Genomic DNA, 16392 nt, shown 5'->3' with positions numbered 1-16392 from the left:
CCGTGCGACTCTGGTCCTCAACCGGCGATGGAAATGATCTTCGTTGAGAAAACCTCAGTGGCGCTCCGCGCGCTGGAATTCGTTCAGGATCAATTCGCCCATCGCGTACTCGCGGATGATGGGACAGAGCGATGGTGTCCCCGACGACACGCGGAGCGTCCCGCTGGAAGAGATGCTCCGAATGTGGGACGCGCATATCGCACGGAGAGGCTTCCCCCTGCGGGAACGGACACGGGTCCGGTCGGTGGAACGGACCGAGGGGGGACGCTTCATCGTCACCGTCCAGGGAGGCGATGGCCCACGCCGTTACGACGCGCTCAACGTCGTGGCCGCCCCGGGCGAGCACCAGTCGCCGCGGATCCCCGGGTTCGCGGCCCGCCTCGGACCCGAGATCCAGCAGCTCCGTGTCGGGACCTACACCGATCCGTCGAGTGTGAGGGACGGCGCGGTCCTGGTCGTCGGCGGAGGACAGACCGGCATGCAACTCGGCGAGGAGTTGGCGCGCGCGGGCCGAGAGGTCCATCTGGCGACGTCGAGAGTGGCCGGCAGTCCACGCGACCACCGTGGCGAGGACATCATGTTCTGGCTCGACCGGCTCGGATCCCTGACGGCCCCGAGAGAGGAGTGCGGCCACCCCCGGGAGCACGCCGACCCCATGCCCATCGTCGGTCACGACCATCCGATCTCCCATCACTCCCTGGCCCGCTTGGGGGTACGGCTACTGGGAAGGTTGGACGGCGTCTCCGAGGACGGGGAGGTCGCGACGTTCCGAGACGACCTCCACGCCAACATCGCCTTCGCCCACCGGGGGTACGAGAGGCTGATCGACAGGTTGGAGGCCTGGATCGAGGGCCTGGACCCCGCGGAGCGATCACGTTATCCGTCGCCGACGGTCGAACCGGAGTGGATCCCCCACCCGCCGCTGGCATCATCGACGCCGCCCCTCGACCTGTCGTTCCGGGAGCACGGCATTCGCGCCGTCCTCTGGGCGACGGGTTGGCGTACGGATCTGAGCTGGCTGCGCGTCGACGAGATCCGCCGCCCCCTGGGCGCCCACGGAACCCCGAACGGCTGTGAAACGGACGTCGACGGTTTCTACTGGCTGGGCTTCGACGGGCTCCGGACCTGTGCTTCGGGGACCGTGGCCGGATTCCCTCTCGACGCCGAGTACATCGCGACGAGGCTGCGTTCCGACGCCGGCCACGACCCGCGCCGATGAGATCCGTACGTCCACGAAGGGGTCCTCGGTGGGGTGAACCGTGCACACGGTGGGCGGTGTCGCCCCTTCGGGGCGACCTCCACACGCCTACCGCTCAGCCGCTGATCAGACGACCGTCGAAACCCGAGGCGACAAGGAACTCGTAGGCGTCACGCATTCCCACAGCGCCGAATCGGCTTTCCTCCGGTCGGCCGATGTTCCCCGGGGTCCGTCCGGCTCTGGGACAAAAACGCGGCAAAAGGCGACCGACCCGCCGTCGAACGACGGTTCGCCGGCGACGCGGTGACGATCATGGAACCGACCATCACGGAGCCGTATCACCGCGCGGGAGGATCGCCATGGAGCTCATCACCGGGACCGTGACCCTCGAGGGTCCGGCCGAACGTTTCACCGGCGAGGTCCACCTCGACATGATCGAGACCCCCGCCGAGCCGGCGCGTCTGGCGGTGGCGTTGGTGCGCTTCGCTCCCGGCGCCCGCACCAACTGGCATTCCCATGCCCTGGGCCAGGTCCTGCACGTCGTCGACGGTGTCGCTCTGGTCGGCACCCGGGACGGGAGCGTCGTGCGCGCCACCGCCGGTCAGACCATCAAGTGCCCGCCCGGCGAGGAGCACTGGCACGGCGCCACCGACGAGCGGTTCATGTCCCACCTCGCGATGGTGGTCGGTGACGGGCACGGAGACGGCACCACCTGGTCGGAGCCGGTGACCGACCGACAGTACGCCGCGGCCCTGGTCGCCGCCGCCCCGAAGACCAGAGGATGAGCGGACCACGACGGCGATGAGTTTCGTGGCCCCGACCGGTCTACCTCCTCGGTACACGAGTCGATGGTCCCCCACCTCGACATCGGATGAACGAGCGAAGCACGAGGAGAAGCATGATCATCATCGCCGGGAAACTGTTGGTGGACGCCGCCACGCGTGACGCGTATCTGGCCGGATGCGTGAGCGTCGTGGAACAGGCCCGAACCGCCGAGGGCTGCCTCGACTTCTCCCTCACGGCCGACCTCGTCGAACCGGGCCGGATCAACGTGTACGAGCGTTGGGAGACCGTCGAGGACCTTCTGCGCTTCCGGAGCTCGGGGCCGGAGCCGGAACGGATGCCCCGGATCCTCGACGCCGAGGTGAGCCGCTACCTGATCTCCGGTGTAGAGGCCCCATAGCCGATACGCCTCACCCTCGAGAACACGGTCGAACGACAACGCTCAAGCCCGTTCCCGCAGGTCGAAACCATCGATTCGGTTCAGAGACGAACACCTTCACGCCGAGCACGGACATACTCGAGTTCGTCTCGTTCGCAGGTGTGGCCCGGGTCCTTCCCACCTTGTCAGCCTGACCCCGTGTCCCGGCCCCCCGCTCGGGAAACTCCCGGAGCACCGGTGCGCGAAAGGTCGGTGCCCCATGTCCGACCCCACGATCCGAGCCTCGAGAACGCCACTCGGCGGACGGTTCTGGGCGTTCTGGTCGGCGTCACTGGCCTCGAATCTGAGTGACGGCGTGGCGATGATCGCCGTGCCCTGGCTGGCCTCCTCTCTGGTGCCCGACAACGCCGCCCTGGTGGCCGCCGTGGCCACGGCGGGGCGGCTGCCCTGGCTTCTTCTGGCGCTGCCGGTCGGGGTACTCGTGGATCGGGTCCCCCGTTTCACGTTGATGATCTCCGCCGATTCCCTGCGGGTACTCCTGTGGGCGTCACTGGCGCCGGCGGTGTTCTCCGGCCAGGCGTCGATCCCGCTGCTCGCGGCCTTCGCGTTCTGTTTCGGTGTCCTGGAGGTCTGTTACGACACCGCCGCCGAGACGACGGTGACCTCGCTGGTCCCCGGAGGCGAACTGGAACGCGCCAACGGACACCTCCGTTCCGGAGCGATCGTGGCGCAGGAGTTCACCGGACGACCGTTGGGCGGTTTCGTCCTGACGCTGGGCCTGTTCGTACCGTTCCTGTTCAACATCGCCGCTCTGCTGGTATCGGTGGCGGCCCTCGTACGCGTCCGGGCGACCGCACCGGCCGGGGACGGTGGATCCGAGCCCGCCCTCGGCTCTTCGTCGAAAGCGCCACTCGGGCTCCGCGGTGTGGGCGAGGACGTGGTCGAGGGTGTCCGTGCCGTGTGGAATCAGCCTCTGCTGCGCAGCGTGGCGATCATCGCGATCTTCGTCAACACCGCCTACGCGACCCTGCTCTCCACCCAGGTCCTGTTCGTCCGCGACACCCTGGGGTTGGGCTCGGCGGGGTTCGGCCTGCTCATGGCCTTCGCCGCCATCGGTGGGATCGTCGGCGGCCAGATGGTCTCCTGGACGCGTTCCGTCCTGCCGCACGGGACCCTGCCGACGTTCTGCCTGGCCGGAAGCGGCCTGCTGTACCTGCTGGTGTCACTGTTCCCGATCACCCCGGTGGTGGCCGGGGTGTACCTCCTCTCCGGCGGCCTGGTGCTCGGCTACGCGGTCGCGATGACCTCGATCCGGCAGCGCGTCACGCCGAACCATCTGTTGGGCAGGGTGAACGCCGCCATGCGCACCGTCGGCTGGGGCATGAGCACCGTCGGTATGGCGCTCGGTGGGGTCCTGGTCTCGTCACTGACCCCCGTACTGGGGCAGGCCGACGCCCTCCGCGTCCCCTACGTACTGGTGAGCGCCGTGAGTCTGGTGGTGGTGCTGTTCTTCGGTCGCCGGCTCATCGGGCTGGTGCGCGAACACGATGTCTGAGCCGTGGCCGAGAGGGAAAGATCCTGGTCGGAGCGGTGAACAGGCCGGCCGGAGCGCACCACCGGGGCTCTGGTCCCCCTCTTTCGGGCGAGGGTCTGTCGATACCTTTCTCCGAACACCGATGATTCCCCTCCCGACACACCGTCCATATCCACAGAAAAGGACACATCGAAGGGATCGGGTCATGGGACGTCTGGTAGCGGTCGACTTCATGTCATTGGACGGGGTCGTGCAGTCGGTCCTGTCCGCGGACGAGGATCGAGAGGGCGGGTTCGACGAGGGCGGCTGGGTCCCGCCCTACGTCGACGATGCCGTGGGACGGTTCATGAGCGAAACCACGGCCGGCGCCGGAGCTCTTCTCCTCGGCCGCAAGACGTACGAGATCTTCGCGGGCACCTGGCCGTACGGCGACATGGACGACCCCGCGATCGCCGCGATGAACACGATGCCCAAATACGTGGCCTCTCGTACTCTCCGGGAGCTCCGGTGGGCCGGATCCGTCCTCCTCGGCGCCGACCTGGCGACGGAGGTCGATCGGATCAAGACCGAGGTGGAGGGGGAGATCGTGGTGCCGGGCAGCGGCGATCTCCTGCGGACACTCATCGAGCACGACCTGGTCGACGAGTACCGGATCCTGATCTTTCCGCTCCTCCTCGGCGGCGGCAAACGGCTCTTCGCCGAGGGCACGGTCCCTCGTCACCTGACCCTGGCCTCCGCACGGGCGACCCCGTCCGGGGTGCTGATCACCACCTACCGCCGCGCGACGGACGACACCGAGGTCCCCTAGACGCGTCGAGCCCCCGAGCGAATCGTCCGACGGCGGTGGGACGGGGTCAGAGCGAGACCCGGTGTTCCCAGGCCCACTCCATCGCCGAACACGTCACCCGGTAGAGGTCGCTCCCTGGGTCGGCTTCCAGAGAGAACGTGCTCAGCTCCGGGAAGCCCGTGTTCTCCAACCGCCGGTAGGCGTTCGCCAACTCCTCCTCCATCAGGCGAGCACCACCACCGGTGGCGGTCCCGTCCGGCCACACGTAGGCCCAGGAACCCTCTTCGTCACCCAGCCACACGATGCGACCGTGGCCACTGCCGAAGGGCCGGACCCCCGTACCGATGCGCGTACCGGGAAGCATGAGCATGAGCCGCGTCATCAGACCGGAGGTGATCAGCTCGATCGACCCGACCGGGAGATCCGAGGTGCGATCCGGTGACCGACCCAGTCCGGGGAAAGGAGGATCGTCGGAACGCTGAGTGCGATCACGCATGAACGCGGCTTCACGTACGAACGGCCCGGCACCGATCCGGCCTCTTCTCCGCAGCACCACGATCGGTGTGCTGTGCACGGCCGGATGGGGGTTCCAGGGAAGCACGACCGGAGCGTCCTCGTCCGCCGCGGTCAGCCACTCGGTGGGAATCCGGGACACGGCGCACGTGGCGATCACTGCGTCGAACCCCTCCTCCGAGGGTGGCGTCGCCGAGGTGAGGACACGAACCCCGGTCCCTTCGAGGCGTTCACGGGCCCGGGCCGCGACGCCGGGGTCGATCTCGACCGAGACCACCTCCCCTTCGTCTCCGACCAGGGCGGCGAGGACGGCCGCGTTCCACCCGGTACCGGTGCCGATCTCCAGTACCCGCATACCCTCACGAACCCCGACGGCGGCGATCATGTCCGCCATCGACTGAGGAGCCGACGAGGAAGAGGAGGGTTCGTTGCGCGGCCCACCACCCCCGTCGTTGGCCTGGGTGGTGACCGGGCCGGATCCATAGACCATGCCCGCCCAACGGTCGGGCTCGGCCGTCCGGAAGAGAGGGAGCCCGGTGGCGTCCGGCCAGATCATGTCGGGGATGAACCGATGCCGAGGATGAGCCGAGAAGGCGGCACGAATCGTGTCATCGGTGTCGAGTCGCTCCACCAGGGCTGAGTGGAGCGCGTCGAGATCCGTCACTTCTCTCCCGAGCCCTTGCAACCACTACATGTGATGACTTCTTGATGTGACCAACCGCCGCCGCTACCGTCGCCGCCCGAATCGACCACTACCGTGCCTTCGCCTTTGCACATGGCGCACTGAGCCACGGTCGTCTCCTCTTACACCGGGGGCGTGGTGATGCTCCAGCAAGCATCCCCCGTGAGAGCGCGGGATACACCGGTTTCCTCGAAAGAAACGTTTCTCCTGCGGAGGGCTCGGGGAAGAGGCCGCGCGCACGACCGCGATCCCCCGAGCCGCGCTCGTGAAGCGGTCGCCCGGGTCAGTCGATCTTCTTGATCACCCGGGCGGGGACCCCGGCGACCATGGTGTGGGGCGGAACGTCATGGGTGACCACCGCGCCCGCGGCGACGACCGCGCCGGTGCCGACGGTCACGCCCTGGGTGATCACGGCGGCCGTCCCGATCCAGACGTGGTCCTCGATGACGATCGGGGCGAAGGAGAGGTGTTCGCGGCGCTCGGCGAGGGGGAGGGGGTGGCCTCCGGTGATGAGGTCGACCTTCGGGGCGATCATGACGCCGTCGCCGATGTCGATACCGCCCTTGTCCATGAACGTGCATCCCTGGTTGACGAAGACGTTCTCGCCGAACGTGGTGTTCAGGCCGTGCTCGGTGTAGAAGGGCGGGTAGATCGTCACCGATTCCGGCAACGGGCCGCCGAACACAACCGAAAGTAGTTCGGCACGGCCTTCAGTATCGCTGAACGGCAGCACGTTCAGACGGGAGGTCGCGTCGGTCACCTCCATGATCCGCTCCGCGTGCTGCTCGAAATCGGGGCTTCGGACGTACATGATCTGCTTCGTTCGAGTGGACATGCGCTGATTCCAGCACCCCGACGAGGGTGCGCTCAAACCACTCGGAGACCATCGACGCACAACCGTTCGTTGTGTCCATAGGATGCCGGTGTGATGATCGAAGCGCTGCGCACTTTCGTGGCCGTGGCCGAGACGGGCCATTTCCAGGCGGCCGCGGGCGACCTCGGGATCAGCCAGCAGGCGGTCTCCAAGCGGATCGCCGGCCTGGAGAAGCATCTGGGGGTCTCCCTCCTGGTGCGCGCCCCGCGAGGTTCACGGTTGAGCCTGGACGGACGGTTCTTCCTGCCCCACGCCCGGAAGGTCCTGGCCGCCGTCGAGCAGGCGGAGCAGGCCATGCGTCCGGGCCACCGTCCGTTGCGCGTGGACGTCCTCAACCAGCGCATCGCGCCGGCCCAGGCCGTCTACGGGTTCTACCGCGCCCATCCCGAGACGGCCCTGGACACGGTCACCCTCGACGACAGGAACGCCGACCAGGTCGCCCAGGAGGTGCTGAACGGAACCGTCGACGCCTCCTTCCGCGCCCTGCCCGCCGATCGGATACCGGCCGGGCTCGACGCCGAACGGCTCCTGGACGCGCCGTTGGAGCTGCTGGTCGGCCCCGGCCATCCGCTGGCGGACGCACCCCGGGTCAGGCCCGCGGATCTGGCCGGGCACCGCGTCTGGATCCCGGGGATCCGGCCGGGCACGGAGTGGGAGGCGTTCTATCGGGCGCTGTCCGAAACGTTCGGGCTGAGCATCGACGCGCTCGGCCCCCACTTCGGTGACGAGGCGCTGATGGACTCGCTGGCGGCGTCCTCCGCACTGGCCACCCTCATCACCGCAGGTGACCGTTACCTGTGGCCCCAGAGCCACGACCTGCGCCGTATCCCGCTGCGCGATCCGACCCCGGTCTACCCGCACCTGCTGTTGTCCCGAGCCGGAGATCGGCACCCCGTGCTGTCCGCGCTGCGCGACCATCTGCGTGCCTCCCGGCCGCGCCCGGAGGGCGAGACGTGGGTCCCCTCCTGGGCCGATCGCCGGCTCAACGCTCCGGATCGACGGGCACGCCCCGGCGGGTGAGGCCGGCGAGCGTGTCGCCCCCACGTGCGCGGGGGTCAGTCGGTCTCTTCGGTTCTCTTGCCGCGACCCGCGTCCGAACGTAGTCCCAGAGCGCTGTGCAGGATGATCCCGGCGGGAGCGTCGTCGGAACCCACCTGTCGATGCTTCGAGTCCACCAGCTTCGAACGGAGATCGACGACCGGTTCACCGAGTACGACGAAGCTGAGCACCGTTTCGATCATGAGGCTGTCGTGATCGTCGTCCGTACCCCCGTACCACTCGGGATCGCGTTCGGCCACTGCGTGGACGATTCGGTGTCCGCCGCCCTCCACCGGGGCGAAGGTGGCGGCGAAGACTCCCATACCGGTCCAGCTTCGGTGCAGGAAGACGGTCTCCTCCTCCGTGAAGACGTTCCACTTCTCGTCCATGTCCGCCGACCTGTATCCGAGGCGGATGCGCTCCCAGTCGTCCTCCGACCAGAGGCGCTCGGGCACGCGCGGCAGTGTTCGAGGCATGGATATCGGGTGGAGGTCGAAGAACATGGACCGGGTCACGCGTTCGGGTTCGGGCATGCGGGCAGCCTAGTCACAGGGGCGGACATCCCCGCGGTGGGAGGTGAACGGAGCTCGGCCGCGCCACTTCGTGTGTTCCTTCACCGTTCTGTCAGGGCACTCGTGTAACACGGGCACCACGAACGCTCTCGACGCACGGGGGCACCGAGGACGGAGGCGACATGAAACAGCGGGTCCACTTCATCACCCTGGCCACCGACGACCTCGACGCCGCCAGGGCGTTCTATCGGGACGGGCTCGGTTGGGAACCGCTCATGGACGTCCCCGGAGAGATCCTCTTCTTCCAGATCGCCCCGGGCCAGATGCTGGGGCTGTTCGACACCGAGAAGTTCTCCCAGGACCTGGGCGGCACCATCGAGGTCGGTGGGGTCTCCGGGCTGACCCTCGCGCACAACGTCGACAGCCCCTCGGAGGTGGAGCGCACCGTCGGGGAGATGGCCGAGGCCGGCGCCCGGATCCTCAAGGCTCCGCGGCAGGGTGATTTCGGCGGGGTCTTCCACGGTCTGGTCCAGGACCCCAACGGCGTCATCTGGGAGATCGCCCACAACCCCGGCTGGCGGGTGGAGGACGACGGCACGGTCGTCTTCGGCTGAGCGTTCACACCTGGAACCCGGCGGCGGCCGCGCACCCGATCCGTCCTCTCAGGGACGCCCCTTCGTCTCGTCGCCGCCCTCCCGGTAGAGGGCGGCGGCCAGCGCGATCACCGTGTGGGTGGCGGGGTGCGGGTCGTGGGAGCGCCAGATGAGGTGCACGGACACCGGGTCGGCGTCGCGCACCGGACGGTAGGCGACGCCGGGGCGCCGGTACTGGGAGACGGTCGCCTCGGGCGTGATGCCGACGAAGCGTCCCGTGGCGATGTCGGCGAGCCAGTCGTCGATGTCGTGGGTGTACTCCACGGCGGGCCGCTCGTGTTCGGGCCACAGGTCCGGCCCGGTCGTGCCGGTGCGGCGGTAGATGAGCAGGGTGCGCGCGGGGATCTCACCGAGACGGACGTGACGCCTGCGGGCCCAGGGGTCGTCGGAGGCGACGGCGACGTAGCGGCGTTCGTGCCCGATCAACGCGTGCGACCAGGGAGCGAGCTCCTTGGGCGAGCGGACCACGGCGATGTCGCACAGTCCTTCGGCGAGCCCTCCCGTGGGGGAATCGTGGCGGATGAGACGCAGCTCGGTCTCGGGGTGCTCGGCGTGCCACCGTCGCTGGAACTCGGTGGTCCGGCGCCCGAAGGCCGACCAGGCGTGGCCGATGTGCAGACGGACGTGGCCGCTGGTCGCCTCCCGGACCAGCTCGTCGGCCCCGGACAACAGGATCCGCGCCCGTGTCAGGACCCGCACGCCCGCCGTGGTGGGGGCGACGCTGCGGCTGGTGCGGTGCAGCAGCCGCACGCCGAGGAGCCGTTCGAGCGCGGAGAGGGTGCGGGAGACGGCCGCCTGTGAGGTGCCGAGCCGGTGGGCGGCCTCGGTGAAGCTCCCGGTGTCGACGATGGCGACCAGGTAGCGCAGCTGCTTGAGCTCCAGGGCCTTCACGGTCGGTGAGTCGTCGCGGATCTCATCCATACGCCCATCGTATGGATCCCCCATCGAATGCATTTTGCGAATCCCGAGGTCGGCCCCATCGTGAGGGCATGCCCGACTCCTCCACCGGCCCGGCCCCCGCCGTCGACGCCTTCGAACCACAGACCTCCACCCCCGCCTCCTCGGCGCGCGACCGCCGGATCGGGGTGGCGATGATGTTGGGCAGTGGCCTGTCCAACCAGACCGGGGCGTCGATCGCCGCCCTGGCGTTCCCGGTCCTGGGCCCGGCCGGGGTGGTGGCGGTGCGCCAGTGGGTGGCCGCCATCGTCCTGGGCGCGGTGGGACGGCCCCGGTTCCGGAGCTTCACCGCGGCGCAGTGGCGGTCGGTGCTGGGGCTGGCGGTGGTGTTCGCGGGGATCAACCTGTCCCTGTACGCGGCGGTCGACCGGCTCGGACTCGGCCTTGCGGTCACGTTGGAGTTCCTGGGTCCGCTGGTGGTGGCACTGGCCGGATCCCGACGTCGCGTCGACTGGCTGTGCGCGGCGGCGGCCGCCGGGGCCGTGGCGGTCCTGATGCGCCCCACGCCCTCGACCGACTACGTGGGCATCGGTCTGGCCCTGCTCGCGGCGGTGTTCTGGGGCAGCTACATCCTGCTCAACCGGTCGGTCGGAAAGCGCCTGCCCGGTGTCCAGGGCTCGGCCGCCGCGGCGATGGTCTCCGGCGCGCTCTACCTTCCGGTGGGGCTGTGGGTGTTCTGGCACCACTCCCCCACCGTCCTCGCGGTGGCGTGCGCGATGGTGGCGGGGGTGCTGTGCTCGGTGCTGCCGTTCCTGTCCGACCTGCTGGTGCTGCGCCGGGTGCCCGCGCACTTCTTCGGGGTGTTCATGAGCGTGAATCCGGTGTTCGCGGCGCTGATCGGCATGGTGGTGCTGGGCCAGCACCTCGACGCCTGGGCGTGGGGGGCGATCGCGGTGATCGTCACGGCCAATACCGTCGCCGCCTCCTCCGGCGGACGGGGTCGGGGCTGAGGGACACCGGTCGGTTCAGGGGCCTTCCGAAGACGGACCCCATGCCTCGGTCACGGTGAGTGCTCCGGCCACCGCCGCCAGGACCGCCTGCCGGCCGTTACGCACCGAACCCCTCATACCGCCCTCACCGTGATCACGCGCCATCACTCGTCCTCGGGGTCCCGTGCATCGGAACGCTCGTTCTTGGATCGGATCGTCAGCCAGACGAAAGAGATCACACCCACGACGGACCAGGCGGATAATAAGAATTTGAAATAGGATCCGTCATTACCGAAGAGCAGCACATCCACCAGGAGACCTATTCCATAGAGGATGATTCCGACAATACTTGAAGCGAGCGCGGACCGCAGCATGAGACCCCTGTAAAGAACACACCGAAAAGAAAACTACGGAGCGATATCTCGGTCATCTTCGGTGTCGGGTTCGAGAAAGAACGAAATCCCATGGCAGACCATGGCGATCACCCATACCACTGCGGCGTACTTCGTGAAGATGGAGACCTCGCCTTCGCTCCAGGCCTCGAACTTCGCTATACACCACAGAAACCCCAGGACGGCGGCCTGAAGACAGGCGATCAGCATCCATCTCTTCTTGTCCCTCATCACGGGGCCGCCATCGGAAGGGAGGCGAAGACGCTCCCGCCGTTCGACCGTGGATCCGGCGAGGGCCCGACCGCGCTCCGGGGGCCGACGCGATCCGGGAACGCGACGGCCGAAGCCGCCGTCGCGCTGTTCGAGAAACGACGCATGAGGATGCCGTTCGCCATGAGGGGGATGTGAGTATTCGTGGGAAGAAACTCCCCACGAATAAAAACGGACATCAGCGACAGTCGACCCCCTGTGCAAGTCCCACGGAAGCGTCACCCTGGACACGAGCCCGGTGAACATCCTTCCCGAGCCGCTCGAACCCACCGGGTGGGCGCTCTCGATACCGCACCGGGCGGGCCACGCACCTCTGTGGAGGGCCCGCCGGTCTCACGACTCAGGGCGGTTCCTCGGTCTCCGCGACCCAGGCGGTCTCCGAGATCACCGCGTAGTGGTTCGTCATGGGGAGTTCCCCGCCCTCCACCTCTCCCGACTCCGTCTCGACCGTGACCACCAGGGGCGTACCGGTGTCGGGGTCGAACATGATCCGACGCTCCAGCGTCCAGGCCTCGTCTCCGGGTCGACCGGTGCCTCGGTGTACAGGGGCTGGAGGGCGTAGAAGAGGGTCGTCTCCGATGTTCCGTCGTCGTAGCGCTCCCTGAAGAAGCGGGTGAAGACGGCCCCTTCGACCGGGGCCTCGGGGCCCGCTCCGGGAAATCCTCGAATACCGCGGGAACCGGGGGCGGGTGGTGGACGACTCTCCTTGTGCCGACCGAGTTGTCGCCCCGACGAGGAGGATTCATGCGGGTCCCCGCGACCGTGCTCTGCGCCGCCGTCACCGCCCTGTTGCTCTCACCGGCGCCGGCGCTGGCCCATGACGCTCTGATCGCCTCGTCCCCGGAGGACGAGCAGACGCTCGACTCCGCTCCGGAGGAGGTCCGGCTCACCTTCAGCGGCCGTCCGATGGACGTCTCCACCGCCGTGCTGGTCCTGGACTCCGAGTCCGAGGCCGTGGCCACGACGGAGCCGCTCGTCGAGGAGCACGACGTCAGCGTCGAACTTCCCCCCGAGATGGCCGATGGAGGGTACGCGGTCCGCTGGCGTGTGGTCTCCAGCGACGGACACCCGATCAGCGGCTCCTTCACCTTCCAGGTGGGCGAGGGCGGTCCTCCACCTCCCGATCTGGAGGCCGCTCCGCCCATGAGCCCCGAAGAGGAGGACGACACCGACGCCGCCGCGGCCCCCGCCACCGCCGGGCTCCCCCGCGAGGCCGTCCTGTCCCTGGTCGGAGGCCTGATCGGGCTCCTCTTCTACACCGCCTACCTGCGCTTTCGCAACGCCGCCGGTCGTGTCCCTCGACCGGCCGGCCAGATCGTCCCGAACGAAACGGAGACCCGATGACCATGACCGCCCTCACCACGCGTTCCCTCCTGGCGCCGACCGCCCTGAGCGCGGCCCTGCTCCTGGGCGCCTGCGCCTCTCCCGCCCCGACCGAAGAGGAGGCCGCCGTTCAGGAGAGTTCCGCCCTCCAGGCCGAATCGGTCTCGATCACCGACCCGTGGATCAAGGCGGCCTCCGCCGACGACGGCATGACCGCGGCCTTCGGTGTCCTGATCAACGAGGGCGAGGAGGACGCCGTCATCGTCGCCGCCACCGCCGAGGAGATCTCCGACATGGTCGAACTCCACGAGGTCGTCGACGGGGACGACGGCAACACGCTCATGCGGGAGAAGGACGGCGGTTTCTCCGTGGCCGCCGGATCCGAGCACGAACTCTCCCCCGGCGCCGACCACATCATGATCATGGACCTGACCCGGGACCTGGAGCCCGGGGCCGAGGTCGCCGTCACGCTCGAATTCGAGGACGGTTCCACTCAGGAGTTCACCGCCCCGGTCAAGGACTTCGAGGGCGCCAATGAGAACTACGACGGCGACCACGAGGGGCACGGGGACTCCGACGAGGACCACGGGGGTCACTGATGGAACGTCCGGCCGAGAACGGCCCCCGGCCCTCGCGCAGAAGGGTCCTGCTGGGCGGCGCGGCCGCCGCCGGGGTGGGCGCGATGACCCTCGGCGGTGGTGACGCCCTGATCCGCTCGCTGCGCGCGCCGGCGGAGACGGTCGCGAACGCGGAGCGGGTGCACGGCGGACGCACGTACCCCTTCCACGGCGCCCACCAGGCGGGGGTGGCGACTCCGCCCCAGGCCCACGCCCGATTCATCGGGGTCGATCTGAAGAAGGACGTGGACGCCGACGGGGTGCGGCGCCTGCTCACCCTGCTCTCCGATGACGCCTCCCGGCTCACCCGGGGCGAGTCCGCGTTGGCCGACACCGAACCCGAACTGGCGACGGCCCCGTCCGGGCTGACCGTGACCTTCGGTTTCGGGCCGGGGCTGGTGGAACGCGTCGACCCGAAGGCGGTCCCGGACTGGCTCGGCCCGTTGCCGGAGTTCGAGACCGACCGTCTGGAGGAACGCTGGTCCCATGGCGACCTCCTCCTCCAGGTGTGCTCCGACGACCTGTTGACGCTCTCGCACGCCGTGCGCATGCTGCTGAAGGACACCCGTGCCTTCGGTGAGGTCCGGTGGTCTCAAGAGGGCTTTCGCCGCGCGTACGGAGCCGAGCCCGACGGGACCACCATGCGCAACCTCTTCGGCCAGGTCGACGGCACGGTCAACCCCGGGCCGGAGGACGAGGATTTCGACCCCCTCGTCTGGTGCGGAGCCGAGTCCCCCGGATGGCTGCGAGGTGGGACCGCCCTGGTCCTGCGGCGGATCTCCATGGACCTGGACGAGTGGGACCGGCTCGACCGGCCCGGCCGGGAGGACTCGGTGGGGCGTCGGCTGGACGACGGCGCGCCCCTCACCGGGGGGAGCGAGCACGACGAACCCGATCTGGAGGCGACGACGCCGCTCGGGTTCCCGGTGATCGCCGAGTACGCGCACATCCGCCGCGCCCGCTCGGAGGATCCGGACGAACGGATCCTTCGCCGGGCCTACAACTACGAATCGGCCACCGGAGAGGACGTCGGACTGCTGTTCGCCTGCTACCAGCGGGATCCGGACCGCCAGTTCGTCCCGATCCAACGCCGCCTGGACGAGCTCGACCTGCTCAACGAGTGGATCACCCACATCGGTTCGGCGGTCTTCGCCCTTCCGCCGGGTTGCTCCGAGGGCGGTTTCGTCGGACAGACCCTGTTCGAGGGCTGAGGGCTCGTCTCGCGGGGCCGGGTCTCCTCCCGGCCCCGCCGCTCCCCCGGCGCGGGTGGAACGGGGTGGATCCGTCGAGATCTTCACCGCGGGCCGTTCTCGTCTCGGGGGACGGTGTTCTCCGAGGATGGAATTCCAGAGCTAATAAAAGCTCCCCTGAAAAAATCGGCTCAGGCCTTCCCGGGGTCGATGTCTCGAATGGAACCGACTTCCAGAACGGACCACGTACGCCACGAAGGGTCACGGCTCGTCACTCTTCTCCACAGCCGCAGGACGGTCACCTCCGCGCTCCCCCTGATGTCCTCGTGGAGGAAGAAAACGAGTTCCGCCCGCCCCGCACACGTTTCGACATAAAGGTGTTCCAGCATGTCCTCGGGGTCGGAGCGTGCGTAGACCTCCTCCTTGATCTCCCCACAGGGAAACGGACCGCGAACGGACAACCTCAAGCGTACGATTCTCATGCTATTCTCCGCCCGTTCGCCAGGACATCGTTAACCCGACGGAAAGATACGAGCAAGCGATTTCTGTCCTGAAGAGGCCACGAACCACTCTTGCGAGCACCCCCCGAAGACTCCACAATTGGCACGCAAGTTTCACAGAGATCGTGTCGCCGTACCCATAAGTCGACAGGCTCGCCGTACCACGCGGCGCGGTGGGTCGATGCGGAAGAGGCGACCGGAGGAGAGTCGTGTTCGGATCGATCGGAATCGGTCAAGACGCGGTGAGCGTTTATCGAGCGATGTTCGCCGAGCCCCATGCCGGTGTGAGCGACCTCGGACGCATCCTGGACTGGCCGACGGAACGGGTACGGTCGGCGCTCGACGAACTGGCCCGACTGTCGTTGATCCGACGTTCGTGGGAGCAGTCCGAGAAGCTGGTCCTGGTGAGACCCGAGTTCGGCCTCCAGACGCTGCTGTGGCAGCAGGAGGCCGAGCTGTTGGAACGGCAGCGAGAGCTGGCCACCGCGCGCACGGCCATCACCCAACTGATCTCCGAGTTCGAGGAGAGCCCCGGCACCCGCGCGGTGATGGACATCGAACAGCTCCACGGCATCGACGCCATCCGCCTGCGGATCGAGGAGCTCGTGCACGACTGTCGTCACTCGCTCTGGACCTTCGCGGACGGAGGCGCCCAGACCCAGGACAACCTCGAGGCGAGCCTCCCGCTGGACCGGCTGTTGCTCGAACGAGGCGTCGAACTGCGGGACGTCTACCTCGACAGCGTGATGAACGACCCCAAGACGGTCCAGTACATCTCCCGGCTGACCGAGCTCGGAGCCCGGATCCGTACCGTGCCGACCCTGCCGACCAGGATGGTCCTCTTCGACCGCGCCATCGCGCTGATCCCCACCGATCCCGACGACACCTCCGCGAGCGCCCTGGTCCTGCGCGGTTCCGGCGCCGTCACCGCCCTGATGGCCCTGTACGAGTACGTGTGGGAGGAGGCCCGACCCCTGGGCTCCTCGGTCACTCCACGTGACCCTCATGGCCTCAGCACGCAGGAGCAGGCGGTGGTGAACCTGCTGGCGGAGGGCAACACCGACGAGACCATCGCCCGCAAACTCGGGGTGTCCGTGCGCACCGCGCGTCGGATCACCGCGGACCTCAGCCGCCGTCTGGGCGCTCGAAGCCGCTTCCAGGCCGGCGTCCTCGCGACCGCGCTGGGGTGGATCGACACACGTTCCCTCGGCGGGGTCACGGAAGGGCGGAAGGTGCGATGAACGCCGACCGGCCCGGCCGT

General features: G+C 68.4%; 19 protein-coding genes. 12 read left to right on the top strand and 7 right to left on the bottom strand.

Going from position 1 to position 16392, the window contains the following annotated elements; translation table 11 throughout:
• Positions 1 to 115: 115 nt before the first annotated feature.
• The 5 genes from D451_RS26815 (at position 116) to D451_RS0122320 (ending at position 4702) form a co-directional block, all read left to right on the top strand.
• The gene (locus D451_RS26815) at positions 116 to 1219 is read left to right on the top strand and encodes an NAD(P)-binding domain-containing protein (protein ID WP_017536049.1); all 1104 of its coding nucleotides are present in this window, start codon (positions 116 to 118) and stop codon (positions 1217 to 1219) included.
• 338 nt (positions 1220 to 1557) lie between these two features.
• The gene (locus D451_RS0122335) at positions 1558 to 1983 is read left to right on the top strand and encodes a (R)-mandelonitrile lyase (protein WP_017536048.1); all 426 of its coding nucleotides are present in this window, start codon (positions 1558 to 1560) and stop codon (positions 1981 to 1983) included.
• A 113-nt stretch (positions 1984 to 2096) separates the two neighbouring features.
• On the top strand, positions 2097 to 2381 hold the full coding sequence (locus D451_RS0122330; RefSeq protein ID WP_017536047.1) for a putative quinol monooxygenase: 285 nt from the start codon (positions 2097 to 2099) through the stop codon (positions 2379 to 2381).
• Between the two features lie 238 nt (positions 2382 to 2619).
• Positions 2620 to 3915: an MFS transporter gene (locus D451_RS0122325; protein WP_017536046.1), complete on the top strand. Its 1296-nt coding sequence runs from the start codon at positions 2620 to 2622 to the stop codon at positions 3913 to 3915.
• A gap of 184 nt (positions 3916 to 4099) precedes the next feature.
• Positions 4100 to 4702 carry a dihydrofolate reductase family protein gene (locus D451_RS0122320; RefSeq protein ID WP_017536045.1) on the top strand — a complete coding sequence of 201 codons (603 nt, stop codon included), beginning with the start codon at positions 4100 to 4102 and terminating at the stop codon, positions 4700 to 4702.
• Positions 4703 to 4748: 46 nt separating this feature from the next.
• Here D451_RS0122320 and D451_RS0122315 read toward each other — a convergent pair whose 3' ends face one another.
• Together D451_RS0122315 and D451_RS0122310 are read right to left on the bottom strand one after the other, a co-directional pair.
• Positions 4749 to 5858 (bottom strand): methyltransferase domain-containing protein, encoded by a 1110-nt coding sequence (locus D451_RS0122315; RefSeq protein ID WP_017536044.1) that lies wholly within the window; start codon positions 5856 to 5858, stop codon positions 4749 to 4751.
• Positions 5859 to 6159: 301 nt separating this feature from the next.
• On the bottom strand, positions 6160 to 6687 hold the full coding sequence (locus D451_RS0122310) for a DapH/DapD/GlmU-related protein (protein ID WP_017536043.1): 528 nt from the start codon (positions 6685 to 6687) through the stop codon (positions 6160 to 6162).
• Between the two features lie 117 nt (positions 6688 to 6804).
• On the opposite strand from D451_RS0122310, the gene D451_RS0122305 reads away from it, so the two are divergent.
• Entirely contained in the window at positions 6805 to 7770 is a 966-nt protein-coding gene (locus tag D451_RS0122305; RefSeq protein WP_394296804.1) for a LysR family transcriptional regulator, read from the top strand.
• 35 nt (positions 7771 to 7805) lie between these two features.
• On the opposite strand, the gene D451_RS0122300 is transcribed toward D451_RS0122305, so the two are convergent.
• Positions 7806 to 8321: a hypothetical protein gene (locus D451_RS0122300; protein ID WP_017536042.1), complete on the bottom strand. Its 516-nt coding sequence runs from the start codon at positions 8319 to 8321 to the stop codon at positions 7806 to 7808.
• Between the two features lie 161 nt (positions 8322 to 8482).
• On the opposite strand from D451_RS0122300, the gene D451_RS0122295 reads away from it, so the two are divergent.
• A complete protein-coding gene (locus D451_RS0122295) occupies positions 8483 to 8914 on the top strand; it encodes a VOC family protein (RefSeq protein ID WP_017536041.1) in 432 nt (143 codons plus the stop codon).
• A 48-nt stretch (positions 8915 to 8962) separates the two neighbouring features.
• Here D451_RS0122295 and D451_RS0122290 read toward each other — a convergent pair whose 3' ends face one another.
• Positions 8963 to 9874 carry a LysR family transcriptional regulator gene (locus D451_RS0122290; RefSeq protein ID WP_017536040.1) on the bottom strand — a complete coding sequence of 304 codons (912 nt, stop codon included), beginning with the start codon at positions 9872 to 9874 and terminating at the stop codon, positions 8963 to 8965.
• 68 nt (positions 9875 to 9942) lie between these two features.
• Between D451_RS0122290 and D451_RS0122285 the strand changes: the two genes are divergently transcribed.
• Positions 9943 to 10860, top strand: coding sequence for an EamA family transporter (locus D451_RS0122285; protein WP_017536039.1), 918 nt, complete (start codon positions 9943 to 9945; stop codon positions 10858 to 10860).
• A gap of 386 nt (positions 10861 to 11246) precedes the next feature.
• Here D451_RS0122285 and D451_RS0122280 read toward each other — a convergent pair whose 3' ends face one another.
• Together D451_RS0122280 and D451_RS28340 are read right to left on the bottom strand one after the other, a co-directional pair.
• Positions 11247 to 11441: a hypothetical protein gene (locus tag D451_RS0122280; RefSeq protein ID WP_017536038.1), complete on the bottom strand. Its 195-nt coding sequence runs from the start codon at positions 11439 to 11441 to the stop codon at positions 11247 to 11249.
• Positions 11442 to 11841: 400 nt separating this feature from the next.
• Complete coding sequence (locus D451_RS28340) at positions 11842 to 11988, bottom strand: hypothetical protein (RefSeq protein WP_017536036.1); 147 nt, start codon at positions 11986 to 11988, stop codon at positions 11842 to 11844.
• Between the two features lie 257 nt (positions 11989 to 12245).
• Here D451_RS28340 and D451_RS0122265 point away from each other — a divergent pair, with 257 nt between their 5' ends.
• The 3 genes from D451_RS0122265 to D451_RS0122255 are packed head-to-tail and all read left to right on the top strand — an operon-like array spanning position 12246 to position 14652.
• Complete coding sequence (locus D451_RS0122265) at positions 12246 to 12845, top strand: copper resistance CopC family protein (protein WP_017536035.1); 600 nt, start codon at positions 12246 to 12248, stop codon at positions 12843 to 12845.
• Entirely contained in the window at positions 12842 to 13423 is a 582-nt protein-coding gene (locus tag D451_RS0122260) for a copper chaperone PCu(A)C (protein WP_017536034.1), read from the top strand. The genes D451_RS0122265 and D451_RS0122260 overlap by 4 nt, the downstream gene beginning before the upstream one ends.
• Positions 13423 to 14652 carry a Dyp-type peroxidase gene (locus tag D451_RS0122255; protein ID WP_017536033.1) on the top strand — a complete coding sequence of 410 codons (1230 nt, stop codon included), beginning with the start codon at positions 13423 to 13425 and terminating at the stop codon, positions 14650 to 14652. The genes D451_RS0122260 and D451_RS0122255 overlap by 1 nt, the downstream gene beginning before the upstream one ends.
• Positions 14653 to 14822: 170 nt before the next feature.
• On the opposite strand, the gene D451_RS0122250 is transcribed toward D451_RS0122255, so the two are convergent.
• Positions 14823 to 15113 (bottom strand): hypothetical protein, encoded by a 291-nt coding sequence (locus D451_RS0122250; protein ID WP_017536032.1) that lies wholly within the window; start codon positions 15111 to 15113, stop codon positions 14823 to 14825.
• 302 nt (positions 15114 to 15415) lie between these two features.
• Here D451_RS0122250 and D451_RS0122245 point away from each other — a divergent pair, with 302 nt between their 5' ends.
• Positions 15416 to 16372, top strand: a complete 957-nt coding sequence (locus D451_RS0122245; protein ID WP_234305931.1) for a helix-turn-helix domain-containing protein — start codon at positions 15416 to 15418, stop codon at positions 16370 to 16372.
• The last annotated feature ends 20 nt before the right edge of the window (positions 16373 to 16392 follow it).

Origin of the sequence: Nocardiopsis alba DSM 43377 (assembly GCF_000341225.1) — a bacterium.
Classification (GTDB): domain Bacteria; phylum Actinomycetota; class Actinomycetes; order Streptosporangiales; family Streptosporangiaceae; genus Nocardiopsis; species Nocardiopsis alba.
The sequence above is the reverse complement of the archived record's forward strand: the minus strand, read 5'-3'. Positions and strand labels throughout refer to the sequence as shown.

Coding starts and splice junctions, on each gene's coding strand:
- D451_RS0122325 (WP_017536046.1), top strand. CDS start 2,620: ATGTCCGACCCCACGATCCGAGCCTCGAGAACGCCACTCGGCGGACGG.
- D451_RS0122285 (WP_017536039.1), top strand. CDS start 9,943: ATGCCCGACTCCTCCACCGGCCCGGCCCCCGCCGTCGACGCCTTCGAA.
- D451_RS0122320 (WP_017536045.1), top strand. CDS start 4,100: ATGGGACGTCTGGTAGCGGTCGACTTCATGTCATTGGACGGGGTCGTG.
- D451_RS0122260 (WP_017536034.1), top strand. CDS start 12,842: ATGACCATGACCGCCCTCACCACGCGTTCCCTCCTGGCGCCGACCGCC.
- D451_RS28340 (WP_017536036.1), bottom strand. CDS start 11,988: ATGTTCGACCCCGACACCGGTACGCCCCTGGTGGTCACGGTCGAGACG.
- D451_RS0122255 (WP_017536033.1), top strand. CDS start 13,423: ATGGAACGTCCGGCCGAGAACGGCCCCCGGCCCTCGCGCAGAAGGGTC.
- D451_RS0122335 (WP_017536048.1), top strand. CDS start 1,558: ATGGAGCTCATCACCGGGACCGTGACCCTCGAGGGTCCGGCCGAACGT.
- D451_RS0122280 (WP_017536038.1), bottom strand. CDS start 11,441: ATGCTGATCGCCTGTCTTCAGGCCGCCGTCCTGGGGTTTCTGTGGTGT.
- D451_RS0122295 (WP_017536041.1), top strand. CDS start 8,483: ATGAAACAGCGGGTCCACTTCATCACCCTGGCCACCGACGACCTCGAC.
- D451_RS0122265 (WP_017536035.1), top strand. CDS start 12,246: ATGCGGGTCCCCGCGACCGTGCTCTGCGCCGCCGTCACCGCCCTGTTG.
- D451_RS0122300 (WP_017536042.1), bottom strand. CDS start 8,321: ATGCCCGAACCCGAACGCGTGACCCGGTCCATGTTCTTCGACCTCCAC.
- D451_RS0122305 (WP_394296804.1), top strand. CDS start 6,805: ATGATCGAAGCGCTGCGCACTTTCGTGGCCGTGGCCGAGACGGGCCAT.
- D451_RS0122290 (WP_017536040.1), bottom strand. CDS start 9,874: ATGGATGAGATCCGCGACGACTCACCGACCGTGAAGGCCCTGGAGCTC.
- D451_RS26815 (WP_017536049.1), top strand. CDS start 116: ATGATGGGACAGAGCGATGGTGTCCCCGACGACACGCGGAGCGTCCCG.
- D451_RS0122310 (WP_017536043.1), bottom strand. CDS start 6,687: ATGTACGTCCGAAGCCCCGATTTCGAGCAGCACGCGGAGCGGATCATG.
- D451_RS0122330 (WP_017536047.1), top strand. CDS start 2,097: ATGATCATCATCGCCGGGAAACTGTTGGTGGACGCCGCCACGCGTGAC.
- D451_RS0122250 (WP_017536032.1), bottom strand. CDS start 15,113: ATGAGAATCGTACGCTTGAGGTTGTCCGTTCGCGGTCCGTTTCCCTGT.